The organism is Pseudomonas sp. GD03858 (assembly GCF_029840925.1).
Classification (GTDB): domain Bacteria; phylum Pseudomonadota; class Gammaproteobacteria; order Pseudomonadales; family Pseudomonadaceae; genus Aquipseudomonas.
Genome location: NZ_JAOCDM010000140.1, coordinates 1 through 12,947, shown reverse-complemented (window position 1 = coordinate 12,947; position 12,947 = coordinate 1). Strand labels below are relative to the sequence as shown.

12 protein-coding genes are annotated in these 12,947 nt (G+C 65.1%); 3 read left to right on the top strand and 9 right to left on the bottom strand.

What is annotated here, in order from left to right:
* Positions 1 to 132: 132 nt before the first annotated feature.
* The 8 genes from N5D48_RS23940 to N5D48_RS23905 form a co-directional block, all read right to left on the bottom strand.
* Complete coding sequence (locus tag N5D48_RS23940; protein WP_279888497.1) at positions 133 to 1,137, bottom strand: PleD family two-component system response regulator; 1,005 nt, start codon at positions 1,135 to 1,137, stop codon at positions 133 to 135.
* Positions 1,138 to 1,188: 51 nt separating this feature from the next.
* A complete protein-coding gene (locus N5D48_RS23935; RefSeq protein WP_279888496.1) occupies positions 1,189 to 2,202 on the bottom strand; it encodes a chemotaxis response regulator protein-glutamate methylesterase in 1,014 nt (337 codons plus the stop codon).
* Positions 2,199 to 4,502 carry a hybrid sensor histidine kinase/response regulator gene (locus tag N5D48_RS23930; RefSeq protein ID WP_279888495.1) on the bottom strand — a complete coding sequence of 768 codons (2,304 nt, stop codon included), beginning with the start codon at positions 4,500 to 4,502 and terminating at the stop codon, positions 2,199 to 2,201. The genes N5D48_RS23935 and N5D48_RS23930 overlap by 4 nt, the downstream gene beginning before the upstream one ends.
* Positions 4,499 to 5,158 (bottom strand): chemotaxis protein CheW, encoded by a 660-nt coding sequence (locus N5D48_RS23925; protein ID WP_279888493.1) that lies wholly within the window; start codon positions 5,156 to 5,158, stop codon positions 4,499 to 4,501. The genes N5D48_RS23930 and N5D48_RS23925 overlap by 4 nt, the downstream gene beginning before the upstream one ends.
* Positions 5,155 to 6,405 carry a CheR family methyltransferase gene (locus N5D48_RS23920; protein WP_279888492.1) on the bottom strand — a complete coding sequence of 417 codons (1,251 nt, stop codon included), beginning with the start codon at positions 6,403 to 6,405 and terminating at the stop codon, positions 5,155 to 5,157. The genes N5D48_RS23925 and N5D48_RS23920 overlap by 4 nt, the downstream gene beginning before the upstream one ends.
* Positions 6,402 to 6,923, bottom strand: coding sequence for a chemotaxis protein CheW (locus tag N5D48_RS23915; protein ID WP_279888491.1), 522 nt, complete (start codon positions 6,921 to 6,923; stop codon positions 6,402 to 6,404). The genes N5D48_RS23920 and N5D48_RS23915 overlap by 4 nt, the downstream gene beginning before the upstream one ends.
* A gap of 5 nt (positions 6,924 to 6,928) precedes the next feature.
* Entirely contained in the window at positions 6,929 to 8,551 is a 1,623-nt protein-coding gene (locus tag N5D48_RS23910; protein ID WP_279888489.1) for a methyl-accepting chemotaxis protein, read from the bottom strand.
* A gap of 128 nt (positions 8,552 to 8,679) precedes the next feature.
* Positions 8,680 to 9,363, bottom strand: coding sequence for a tellurite resistance TerB family protein (locus N5D48_RS23905; RefSeq protein ID WP_279888488.1), 684 nt, complete (start codon positions 9,361 to 9,363; stop codon positions 8,680 to 8,682).
* A gap of 175 nt (positions 9,364 to 9,538) precedes the next feature.
* Between N5D48_RS23905 and N5D48_RS23900 the strand changes: the two genes are divergently transcribed.
* From N5D48_RS23900 to N5D48_RS23890, 3 genes are all read left to right on the top strand, one after another.
* Complete coding sequence (locus tag N5D48_RS23900) at positions 9,539 to 10,963, top strand: gamma-aminobutyraldehyde dehydrogenase (RefSeq protein ID WP_279888486.1); 1,425 nt, start codon at positions 9,539 to 9,541, stop codon at positions 10,961 to 10,963.
* A gap of 130 nt (positions 10,964 to 11,093) precedes the next feature.
* Positions 11,094 to 11,348 (top strand): type II toxin-antitoxin system HicA family toxin, encoded by a 255-nt coding sequence (locus tag N5D48_RS23895; protein ID WP_279888485.1) that lies wholly within the window; start codon positions 11,094 to 11,096, stop codon positions 11,346 to 11,348.
* A complete protein-coding gene (locus tag N5D48_RS23890) occupies positions 11,345 to 11,677 on the top strand; it encodes a type II toxin-antitoxin system HicB family antitoxin (protein WP_279888483.1) in 333 nt (110 codons plus the stop codon). The genes N5D48_RS23895 and N5D48_RS23890 overlap by 4 nt, the downstream gene beginning before the upstream one ends.
* A 1-nt stretch (position 11,678) precedes the next feature.
* On the opposite strand, the gene N5D48_RS23885 is transcribed toward N5D48_RS23890, so the two are convergent.
* A complete protein-coding gene (locus tag N5D48_RS23885) occupies positions 11,679 to 12,785 on the bottom strand; it encodes an NADH:flavin oxidoreductase/NADH oxidase (RefSeq protein WP_279888481.1) in 1,107 nt (368 codons plus the stop codon).
* Between the last annotated feature and the right edge of the window lie 162 nt (positions 12,786 to 12,947).

The window sequence follows — 12,947 nt, the reverse complement described above, 5'->3', positions numbered from 1 at the left end:
TTGAAGCTTGAAGCTTGAAGCTTGAAGCTTGAAATTTAACACTCAGCCCCAAAAAGTCATTTCAATCTTTCGACGAAAAGCCCCCCGCAGGGTTAGTGCAAATCTGAAAGCACTCCCCCCGCGAAAACCCCATCAGGCAATCCCAACCTGATTACGTCCGCTGTTCTTGGCCTGGTACAACCCCTTGTCCGCCGCCGAGATCAGCTGCCGGCAATGGCTGCCGACGCTCGGCGTAAGGGTCGCCAGGCCAATGCTGACCGTCAGGTACGAGGTCGCCTCAGGCATCGTATGGGCGATTTTCAGCGTCATGATGGTCTGACGCAGCTTTTCAGCGACCAACCGGGCGCCACCAGGCGAGGTATTGGGCAACACCAGGGCGAACTCCTCGCCACCATAGCGCGCCGGCAAGTCAGTGGGACGCGAGCAACTGCCGCGAATAGCCTCGGCCACCTGACGCAAGGCTTCGTCACCCGCCAGGTGACCGAAGCTGTCGTTGAACGCCTTGAAGTAGTCCACATCGATCATCAACAGCGACAACTGCTGCTGCTCACGCATGGCCCGGCGCCATTCCAGCTCCAGGTATTCATCGAAGTGACGGCGGTTGGACAGCCCCGTGAGGCCATCGGAGTTCATCAACCGCTGCAGCATCAGGTTGGTGTCAAGCAACTGCTGCTGGCTCACGCGCAGGGCCCGATAGGCCTCGTCACGCTGCAACAGCGTGAGGTACGAGCGCGAGTGGTAGCGGATACGCGCCACCAGTTCGATGGTGTCGGGCAGCTTCACCAGGTAATCGTTGGCCCCGGCAGCGAACGCCGCGCTCTTGACCAGCGGGTCCTCCTTGGTCGACAGCACGATGATCGGAATGTCCTGGGTCGCCGGATTGTTGCGGTACTCGCGGACCAGCGTCAGGCCATCGAGGCCCGGCATGATCAAGTCCTGCAGGATAACCGTGGGCTTGATGCGCATGGCCTGGGCCACTGCCTGGTGCGGGTCGGCGCAGAAGTGGAAGTCGATGTTCTCTTCGTGGGCCAGCCCACGACGCACCGCCTCGCCGATCATTGCCTGATCGTCTACCAGCAGGACCATCGCCGCACTTTCGTTGATGGTCGTGAAACCTTCGATCGGGAGATCATTCATCCGTAGTCACCAGATCACTGCCGGCCAGGCGGCGTGACTCAATACATATCGTCATTTCGAAAAGATTTCCATCAGTCGCCCGGCGATTCGCTCAAGCGGACGAATTTCCACCGCGGCGTCGATCGCCGCGGCGGCCTTGGGCATGCCGTAGACCGCACTGCTCTGCTGGTCCTGGGCGATGGTCAGAAAGCCCTGCTGGCGCATGAGCTTCAGACCCTGCGCGCCGTCGCGCCCCATGCCGGTGAGCAGCACGCCCACCGCCTCGCCAGACCAGTACCGCGCCACGCTCTCGAAAAACACATCGATCGAAGGCCGGTAGATTTCATTGACAGGTTCCGCAGTGTAGGCCAGCTCGCCATTGCTCAGCAGGCGGATATGGTGATTGGTGCCCGCCAGCAGCACCTGTCCGGGCTGCGGTGGTTCGCCTTCGCGAGCCAGACGAACCGGCAGGCCAGAAGCGCTGCTCAGCCACTCGGCCATGCCGGCGGCAAACACCTGATCGACATGCTGCACCAGCACGATCGCCGCCGGGAAAGTACGCGGCAGCCCCTTGAGCAATACCTCCAGCGCCGCCGGCCCGCCCGCGGACGAGCCGATCGCCACCAAGGCGCGGCGCTGCGACACCTGACGCTGGGGAGTGGCGACTGCCCGGGGCGCGCTGGGCCGCTGCTGACCGATCAGCCAGGCGATGTTGAGGATCTTGCGCAACAGAGGCGCCGCCGCCTCCCGCGCGTCTCCCGCACCCAGCGTCGGAGTGTCGACCACGTCCAGCGCGCCATGGCCCATGGCCTCGAACACCCGATTCATGTTCTGCCTGCGGTCGACGGTGACGATGACGATGGCGCATGGCGTCTCGGCCATGATCCGACGGGTCGCCTCGACCCCATCCATCACCGGCATGATCAGGTCCATCAGGATCAGGTCGGGCGTCTGCTCGGCGCACAAACGCACCGCCTCGGCGCCATTGCCGGCCACCCACACCACCTCGTGCGCAGGCTCGAAGGCCAGCGCACGGCGCAAGGCCTCCACGGCCATGGGCATGTCGTTGACAATGGCGATCTTCATCCCTGGGCACCTCCGATCAACTCCACGACAGCGTCCAACAGCGCATCATCGTGGAAGCTGGCCTTGGCCAGATAATAGTCGGCACCGGCATCCAGTCCACGACGCCGGTCTTCTTCACGATCCTTGTACGACACCACCATTACGGGCAACGACTGCAGACGATGATCGCGGCGCACCAGGGTGACCAGTTCGATGCCGTCCATGCGTGGCATGTCGATGTCGGTAATCAGCAGGTCGAAGTCGTCACTGCGCAGGGCGTTCCAACCGTCCATGCCATCCACGGCCACCGCCACGTCGTAGCCACGGTTGCCCAGCAGCTTGCGCTGCAACTCGCGCACCGTGAGCGAGTCGTCGACCACCAGGATGCGCTTGCGCGCCACGCCCTTGCCAGCCCTGCCGCCACGTTCGATACGTTCCAGACGACCGGTACTGAGCAGCTTGTCCACCGAGCGCAGCAGGTCTTCGACATCAATGATGAGCACCACCGAACCGTCGTCGAGCAATGCCCCGGCAGAAATGTCCTGGACCTTGCCCAGGCGCGGATCGAGCGGCATCACCACCAGCACCCGCTCGCCGATCAGCCGCTCGACAGCCACGCCGTAGAGCTGTTCGCGCTCGCGAATCACCACCACCCGCAGGCTCTGCTCATCACCCTGGGTCGCCGGTCGATTGAGCAACTGACTGGCCGCCACCAAGCCGATATGCCGATCTTCATGCCAGAAGTGCTGGCGCCCTTCGATCTGCACGATGGTTTCGGCGGGCACATCGAGCGTGCGCTCGATATGCGCCAGCGGAAAGGCGTAAGCCTCGCCACCCACCTCGACCACCAGGCTGCGCACCACCGACAGAGTCAGCGGTACCTCCAGATGGAAGCAGCAGCCCTGCCCTGCCACCTGGGTCAACTCGATCGAGCCGCGCAACTCGCGGACCATGTGCTGCACCGCATCCAGCCCGACACCTCGTCCGGACACCTCGGTGACCGTGTCGCGCAGACTGAAGCCGGGCAGGAACAGGAACGTCAGCAGCTCGGCCTCGCTCATCTGTGCCACGGTCTCGGCCGGCGACAAGGCACGCTCGACGATGCTGCGGCGCAAGCGCTCGAGGTCGATACCGGCACCGTCGTCGGCGAGCTCGAGCACCAGCAGCCCGGCCTGGTGCGAGGCGCGCAGGCGGATCGTGCCTTCGCCGGGCTTGCCGGCGAGCAGACGCTGCTCGGGCAGTTCGATGCCATGATCGACGGCATTGCGCAACAGGTGGGTCAGCGGCGCCTCGAGCTTCTCCAGCACATCGCGATCGACCTGGGTCTTCTCGCCCTCGACGACCAACCGTACCGGCTTGTCCAGCGAGCGCCCAAGGTCGCGCACCATGCGACTCTGCCCGGTGAGCACATCGGCAAACGGACGCATGCGACAGGCCAGCGCGGTGTCATACAACAGTTGCGCGCGCTGGCTGGCCTGCCAGCCGAACTCATCGAGGTCGGCGGCCTGCTGCAACAGAATCTGCTGGGTTTCGGCCAGCAGTTGCTGGGTCTGGGCCAGCGCCGCGAGTACCTCGGCGCCCTGACCGCTGTCCTCCAGCTGGGCCTTGAGCCCATCCAGCGCCCGCATGCCCTGGCCATGCATGCGCTTCAGACGCTGCAACGTCGCCAGGTAGGGCTTCAGGCGCTGAGTCTCCACCAGCGACTTGCTCGACAAGTCGAGCAGGCTGTTCAGGCGATCTGCGGTCACCCGCAGCACCCGCTCGCCGCCTTCTGCCCCGCGCCTGCCAACCTTGCGCTGGGCAACCGATTCGGGGTCCGGCTCGACGACCGGGGCTTCGGCGATGAATGCCTCGCTCACCACTGGCTCGGGCGGTGGCGACTCGACCTGGCCTGGCCCGCTCGACGTGACGACGGGCGCAACCTCGGGCAGCGCCGGATCCAGCACCCCTGCCATCTGCGCCAGGAACGTCGATACAGCAGCCTCGCCGCCCTGATCGCCCGGCGTGGCGATGCGCATCAACAGATCGGTGCCCTGCAGCAACGCATCGATATGTTCGGGCCGCAGCAGCAAGCGACCTTCCTGCGCCGCCACCAGGCAGTCCTCCATCACATGGGCAACGCTGACGCCCGCATCGATGCCGACGATGCGCGCCGCCCCCTTGAGGGAGTGGGCCGCCCGCATGCAGGCCTCGAGCTGGTCGGGTTGGGCAGGGTCGCGCTCCAGCGCCATCAGCCCGGCACTGAGTACCTGCGTCTGTGCCTCGGCCTCCAGGCTGAACAGCTCGAGCAGCGACGCATCGCGCATTTGCTCCGGGGTCATGACAGGCTCCGCTTCACGGCTGACATCAGCTGTTGTTCATCCAGCACTCGCACGCTGCGCCCTCGCCACTGCAGGACCGCGGTGGTGAAGTGCGCCGCGTCACGACCGTTTTCCAGGCCCGCGAGGTCGAGACGATGGATACCGTCGATCTCGTCCACCGGCACCACCACGGGGCCGCCGTCGGCGGCGAGGATCAGCATGCGCGGCATGGCCCGCCCGGTACGCTCGGCAGTGCTCTGGGCCGGCACGCCCAGCAGGTCGACCAGGGACAGGCATGGCACCAGCGCGCCGCGCACGTTGGCGACCCCCTGCAGTACCCGCGAACGCTGGTGCGGCAACGAGTGCGCCGGCTGCAGCGGCGCGATCTCCGCCAGACAGGCGGTGGCCAGGGCCAGCCACTCGTCCCCCAGGCGGAACAGCAGCATGGAACGGCCAACCGCGCGCTCTTCCAGCACCTGGGGCGCGAACTGCTCGTCCTGGATCAGTGCGTAACGATCCAACAAACGCGTGGCCGCCTCGGCATACACCTCGCAATTGCGGCAATGCACATGGCGCTCCAGCAACGGACATTGCTTGTCGCCATGCACGCCGATGCGATTCCAGCAATCATCGATGGGCGCGTCATCATGGGCGATCAGTTGCATATCGTGGCTCATCGTTCAGACTCCCTGCCCGCCCTCGCCGCGCGCTCCTGCAAGCGCCGGGCGCCCGCCTCGTCTCCCTGCGAGGCCAGCAGTGCGGCCAGGTGCATCAGCGCTTCCGGGTGCTGGGGTTCAAGATAGAGCGCCTTGCGGTAATGGGTGATGGCCTGGGCGGCATCGGCTTGCATGTCACAGAGCAAGCCCAGCCAGTAGTAGATCTGCGCCTTGGGCGCGTACTGCCGCAGGTAACATTCGCAACCCGCCCTGGCCTGCTCGCTGTCACCGGCGTTGGCGTGTCGGGCGATGGCCGCCAGCAGCTGCGCCTCGCTGTCCTGCAGGGCAGGTCGCGGAGGCGGAACAGGGTTTGGCCTGGGAGCCCGTGTCGGAAGTGGCGTGATCCGCGGGGGCAGGTTCGACGCCAGCATGCGTGGCGCTGCCATGGGCGCGCTGGGGATGACGGGAGCGATGTCATCCTGGCGAATGTAGGCGAACGACTGCGCGATCCCCAGGGGGCGCATGCCCAGGCGCGCCAGCAGGCTGCCTTCGGCAGGGCCGATGAACAATACGCCCTGGGCATGAGTCAGGTGCTTGAGCACCTCGAATACCCGCTGCTGGGTCGGCACATCGAAGTAGATCAGCAAATTGCGGCAGAACACGAAATCGTACAGCCCCTCGCGCCCTTTGAGCGTCGGGTCGAGCACATTGCCAACCTGCAGGCTGACCTGCTGGCGCACGCGCTCGTCGAGCTGATGAACATCACCGACTTCACGAAAATGCCGCTCACGAAACGCCAGGTCACTGCCGCGAAACGAATTGCGCCCATAGAGCGCCTGCTCGCCCTTGGCCACCGAACTCGGACTGACGTCGATGCCGTCGATGCGGAACGCCCCTGGAGCGAGCCCACCATCCAGCAGCGCCATGGCGATCGAATAGGGTTCCTCGCCGGTCGAGCACGGCAGGCTGAGCATGCGCAAGGGCCGCATGCCAGCGAGTTCGGCCAGGCGCTTGTGAGCGAGGCCCACCAGTGCGCTGAAGGATTCGGGGTAGCGAAAGAACCAGGTTTCGGGAACGACGACCGCCTCGATCAGTGCCTGCTGCTCGTCGGCCGACTGCTGCAGGCGCAGCCAGTAATCGTCCAGATCAACGGCCTGCGAAGCAGCGCAGCGCTGGCGCAAGGCGCGCTCGACCATGGGCGCGCCAACCGACTCTACATCCAGGCCGATGCGATCCTGCAGGAAACGGAAGAAACGCTGCTCGTTCATGCCGGCACCTGCCCGGGCTCGACGGGATACAACAACTGCCGGACCGCTTCAGGCAACAACTCATCCACCCGGATGCGCTGCAGCAACCCTCGCGCATCCTGGCGCACAGGCCCCAGGTAACGGGCATCGCCATTGTCCAGACCGTAGGGCTGGAATTCGTCAGGTGCGCAGCGCAGGGTATCGGTGGCCTGCTCCAGGATCAGCCCCAGTTGCAGCTCCGGACGCAGCGGATCAGCGCGGTAATGCACCAGCACCAGACGGGTGCTGCTGCGCGACGCCGCCGGTACGCCGAAGCTCAGCGCTGAAAGGTCGAGCACCGGCACCAGCGCGCCCCGGTGGGCAAACACGCCGGCCACCCAGGCAGGCGCCTGGGCAATGGGCTTGAGGGTGCGCAGCGGCAGCACCTCGATCACTTCGCGCACATCCAGGGCGAAACGCTGGTCGGCGATGCGAAACTGCAGGTACAGCACGCCCTTGTCGGCAGCGCTGCGATCTTCGCGGGGGGCCAGGTCGTTCATCGTGGTCAGACTTTGAACCGCGACACACCGCCTCGCAGCCCGGCGGCCACCTGGCTCAGCTCGTCGATAGCGAAGCTCGCCTGGCGTAGTGACTCCACCGTCTGGGTGCTGGCATCGCTGAGCTGGGCCAGGGCCTGGTTGATCTGTTCGGCGCCAGTGGCCTGGGCCTGCATGCCCTCGTTGACCATCAACACCCGTGGCGCCAGCGCCTGGACCTGATGGATGATCTGGCTGAGCTGTTCGCCCACCTGCTGCACCTCGAACATGCCGCGGCGCACTTCCTCGGAGAACTTGTCCATGCCCATCACCCCGGCCGAGACCGCCGACTGGATCTCGCGCACCATTTGCTCGATGTCGTAGGTGGCGACAGCGGTCTGATCGGCAAGACGGCGTACCTCGGTGGCGACCACGGCGAAGCCACGGCCGTACTCACCGGCCTTTTCCGCCTCGATGGCGGCATTGAGCGACAACAGGTTGGTCTGGTCGGCGACCTTGACGATGGTGACCACCATCTGGTTGATGTTACTGGCCTTCTCGTTGAGGATCGCCAGCTTGGCGTTGACCAGGTCGGCCGCGCCCATCACCTGGTGCATGGTTTCCTCCATGCGCGCCAGGCCCTGCTGGCCTGAGCCGGCAAGGCTCGAGGCCTGGTCGGCGGCGCTGGTGACTTCGGTCATGGTGCGCACCAGGTCACGCGAGGTCGCGGCGATCTCCCGCGAGGTCGCGCCGATTTCCGTGGTCGTTGCCGCTGTTTCGGTGGCGGTGGCCTGCTGTTGCTTGGATGTCGCGGCGATCTCGGTGACCGAGGTGGTCACCTGCACCGAGGAGCGCTGGGCCTGGGATACCAGGTTGGCCAGCGATTCGGCCATTTCGTTGAAGCCCCCCTCGATGGCGCCGAACTCGTCCTTGCGGTCGAGGTTCAGGCGCATGCTCAGGTCGCCGGAGCGCAGGCGGTCGAGGGCATGCACGATGCGTTGCATGGGCGCGGTGATCGCCCGCATCAGCAGCAGGCCACAAATGCCGGCGGCCACGATCGCCAGCAGCAGCGAGACGATCATGCTGCCCTTGGCGGTGTTCACCGCGCTGACGATCTCGTTGGTGGCGTTGTCGGCGGCTTCACGGTTGCGCTCGATCACCTGGTTCAAGTGCTGACGCCCTTCCTTCCAGGCCGGCGTAAGCACTTCGGCGATCAAGCGTTGCGCCTCGGCATAGTTTTTCTGCCGGTAGGTTTCCAGGACCTGATCGACAATCTTGACGTACTCCAGCTCCAGGCGGGTGAAGTCGTCGAAGGCGACCTGATCGTCGGGGTCGCGGATGGTGCCTTGGTAGCTGGCCATATGCTGCTTGAGGCGATCATCGAAACTCTTGAACAGTTCCATGTCGGCCGTGGTGATTTCGCGGTGGTTGGACAGGCCCACCAACTGCTGGCTGTTGACGTAGCTGTCGACCCAGGCGCTGCGAATCATCGAGCTGTAGTAGACGCCGGGAATACTGTCATTGCCCACGTCTTCTTCACTGGACTCGATCGCCACCAGCCGCGAGTAGGCGGCCACGATCATCAGCAGCATGATGGCGATGATCACGGCGAAACTTGCCAGGATCCGTTGGCGCAAGGTCCAGTTCTTCACATTCAGCCCTCAGGAATTCGATACGAGCGGGAAAAATCGCCGAAGTATAGCCCAGGCTCCCTACGCTTTTGCGGCTGAATGCAGGTGGATTCAGGCATCCCTGCCTGTCGGACTGGCCAAATGCCGGTTCATTGACCCGCGGCGAGCCTGACCTGACTTTCCAGCTCCTGGCGCAGGGCCGGGTCCAGGCGCAGTTGGCGGGCCAGTTCGTCGAGGTAGGCGCGCTCCATGAAGTTCTCCTGATCGACCATCATCACACTGGCCAGGTACATCTCGGCGGCCATTTCCGGCGTCTGCGCGGCACGGGCTACCTCGGCCGGATCCAACGGCTTGTTCAGCTCGGCATGCAACCACTGCTGCAACGCTCGATCACTGTCCAGGCGGGTGAATTCGCCCTCGATCAGGGCCCGCTCGCGTTCGTCGATATGGCCATCGGACTTGGCCGCCGCCACCAGTGCCCGCAACACCGCCTGGCTGTGCTGCTCGGCCTCGGCTGGCGGCAGGCGGTCGAGGGTCTGCGGCTCGCGATTGCCTTCGCCCTGGCGTGCCTGCCAATTGCCGTACGCCTTGTAGGCCAGCACGCCGAGGGCGGCCAGGCCACCGTAGGTGAGCGCCTTGCCGCCATACTTGCGGGCCTTCTTGTTGCCCAGCAGCAGGCCCATGGCGCCCGCCGCCAGGGCGCCGCCTCCCGCGCCGGACAGCAGGCTGCCCAGACCGCCCGAGCCCTTGTCGCCAGTGCCTTTGCCCTGCTGGTTCTGCAACAACGACTGGCCGGTCTTGAGTAGCTGGTCGAGCAGACCGCGAGTATTCATCTGAGATACCTCATGGAAGGTGGAATGTGAGCAGGCTCCAGAGTAGGCCGCCAACCTGAAGCCTCGCTTAACGCATTTGCATCCGGATGTTGCCTCTCTGGCGATTTGTTCCCGCTGCCAGTGCCTTCTAGTCTGTAGGGGCATCAATGCCCTGAGTCCCGAGGAGAAGCCGCGCATGCAAACCCGAATGCTGATCAACGGTCGCCTGGTCGACGGTGAAGGCCCCGCCTGGACCGTGCTCGACCCGGCCAGCGGCAGCGCGCTGGCGCAGATCAACGAAGCCAGCGAAACCCAGGTCGACGTGGCCGTTCGTGCCGCCGATCAGGCTTTCGACGGCTGGTCGCAGACCTCGCCAAAGGAACGCTCGAGCCTGCTGCTGGCCATCGCCGATCTTATCGAGGCGCACGCTGAAGTCCTCGCCAGGCTGGAGTCGCACAACTGCGGCAAGCCGTACGCCGCGGCACTCGGCGACGAGATCCCGGCCATCGCCGATGTGTTCCGCTACTTCGCCGGTGCGGCGCGCTGCCTGGGCGGCTCGGCGGCAGGCGAGTACCTGTCCGGGCATACCTCGATGATCCGCCGCGACCCGCTGGGCGTCGTCGCCTCCATCGCGCCGTGGAATTACCCGTTGATGATGCTGGCCTGGAAGATCGCCCCGGCCCTGGCCGCGGGCAACACCGTGGTGATCAAGCCCTCGGAGCTCACCCCGCTGACCGCGCTGCACGTGGGCGAGCTGGTCCGGGACCTGCTGCCGGCCGGCGTGCTCAACATCCTCTTCGGTCGCGGCCAGACTGTCGGCAATGCGCTGATCACCCATGCCAAAGTGCGCATGGTGTCGCTGACCGGCTCGATTGCCACCGGCGCGCGTATCATCGCGGACACCGCCGACAGCGTGAAGCGCATGCACATGGAACTGGGCGGCAAGGCGCCGGTGATCGTGTTCGACGATGCCGACATCGACGCGGCCATCGCGGGCATCCGCACCTTCGGCTTCTACAACGCGGGCCAGGACTGCACCGCCGCCTGTCGGCTGTACGTGCAGGACGGCATCTACGAGCGCTTCGTCGACCGCCTGGGCGAAGCGGTGGCCAGCATCAAGCCGGGCCTGCCGCATGACTCGGAGACCGAACTCGGCCCGCTGATCAGCGCCCTGCACCGGGACAAGGTCGCCGGCATGGTGCAGCGCGCCATCGAGCAGCCGCACATGCGCCTGGTCACGGGCGGCAAGGCCCTGCCCGGTGACGGTTTCTTCTTCGAGCCCACCGTGCTGGCGGACGCGCTGCAAGACGACGAAATCGTCCGCCGCGAAGTATTCGGCCCGGTGGTCTCGGTGACCCGCTTCCACGAGGAGGCTCAGGCGTTGGCCTGGGCCAACGATTCCGAATACGGCCTGGCATCTTCCGTCTGGACCCGCGACAGCGGCCGCGCCCATCGCCTTGCCGCCCGTTTGCAGTACGGCTGCACCTGGGTCAACACCCACTTCATGCTGGTCAGCGAAATGCCCCATGGCGGGCAGAAGCGATCGGGCTATGGCAAGGACATGTCGATGTATGGGCTGGAAGACTACACCTGCGTACGGCATGTGATGTTCAAGCATTGAGCAGCCTGTAACCGACCTTCGCCCGGCCGTTTTTGCTGCCAGCCGGGCGGAAATTTCCCGCGATTTCTCCTGCCTCCCCCCTACCGGCGATCCATTGAACATATTCGTTCTGGTATCACAGACTGATACCATGAATAATCATCAGCACGCTTTACTCGAACTTGTTTTCAAAAAGCCTGTTCCCAGGACGCTGGACTGGTTTCGCCTGGAATCTCTCCTGGTGGCTCTTGGCGCCCGGGTGATCGAAGGTAGAGGATCGCGCGTGCGATTCGAGCTCAACGGCGAGATCGCGACCTTTCATCGTCCTCATCCCGACCGGCATGCCAAACCCTATCAGGTAAGGGATGCCCGCCAGTTCCTGGAGCAGGCAGGAGTCACACCATGAATGTCATGCACTACCAGGGCTACTCGGCCCGCATCGAATACAGCGACGAAGACCAGTTGCTGGTCGGCCATGTCGCGGGCATTCGCGATGTGATCGGCTTCCATGGCGAATCGATCGGCGAACTGCGCCAGGCATTCGAAGATGCCGTCGACGATTACCTGGATACCTGCCGGCGTCTGGGCAAGACGCCACAGAAAACCTACTCGGGGAAACTCAGCCTGCGCCTGGAGCCGGCTCTCCACGCCAGCGTGGCGGCCAAGGCCGAGCTGGCGCAGAAGAGCATCAACCAGTGGGTCAGCGATATCCTCAGCCAGGCCGCCTGCGGCTGAATCAATCGCGCAGGTCCGACTCGTGGATCGGATTGGCCCGGCTGGTGGCGCGCTGATACTGCGCCGGCCAGGTGGCCTTGTTGCCCCCCAGGTCGTCATCGGCGTGCAGCGGCCAGTACGGGTCGCGCAGCAGCTCCCGGGCGAGGAAGATGACATCTGCCTGGCCGGTGCGCAGGATGTGCTCGGCCTGGGCGGGTTCGGTGATCATGCCGACGGTGCCGGTGGCGATTTCCGATTCCTTGCGCACCCGTTCGGCGAAGCGGGTCTGGTAACCGGGGCCGGTGGGGATTTCGGCGTTCACCGAGGTGCCGCCCGACGAGACATCGATCAGGTCCACGCCCATCGCCCGCAAGCGGCGCGCCAGCTCGACGGTCTCATCCGGGTTCCAGCCATCCTCGACCCAGTCGGTAGCCGACACCCTGACGAACAGCGGCAGCTCTTGTGGCCAAACCTTGCGTACCGCCTCGGTGACTTGCAGGGTCAGGCGGATGCGGTTCTCGAAGCTGCTGCCGTATTCATCGCGGCGCTGGTTGCTGAGCGGGGAAAGGAACTGGTGCAGCAGATAGCCGTGGGCCGCATGGATCTCCACCACCTTGAAGCCGGCCTTCACGGCCCGTTCGGTGGCGGCGACGAACGCGTCGACGATGTCCTGGATCTCGTCCTTGCTCAGCTCGCGGGGGGCGGTGTGCTGTGGATCGAAGGCGATCTTCGACGGGCCGACTGGCTGCCAGCCGCCGTCTTCGGGCTTGACGCTGCCGTGCTTGCCCAGCCAGGGCCGGTAGGTACTGGCCTTGCGTCCGGCGTGCGCCAGCTGGATGCCCGGCACCGCGCCCTGGGCGGTGATGAAGCGGGTGATGCGTTGCAAGGCGGGGATCTGGGCGTCGTCCCACAAACCGAGGTCTTCGGCGGTGATGCGACCGTCGGCGGTGACCGCGACGGCCTCCGTGATCACCAGGCCGGCGCCGCCGACGGCACGGCTGCCCAGGTGGACCAGGTGCCAGTCATTGGCCAGGCCATCCACGGCGGAGTACTGGCACATCGGGGAAACGGCGATGCGGTTGGGCAGGGTCAACTGACGCAGGGTGTACGGCTCGAGCAGCAGGCTCATGGGGCACCTCCCGGGGACTCCAATGGTTTTCCGGTCCGGGCACTCGTTGTGGGGGGTGGGCTCGGATACGGTTTTTTTAGACTAGACCATTGGGGGGCTTCGGCTTCGGCTTCGGCTTCGGCTTCGGCTTCGGCTTGGGCTTCGAGAGTGTGGGTTTTGATA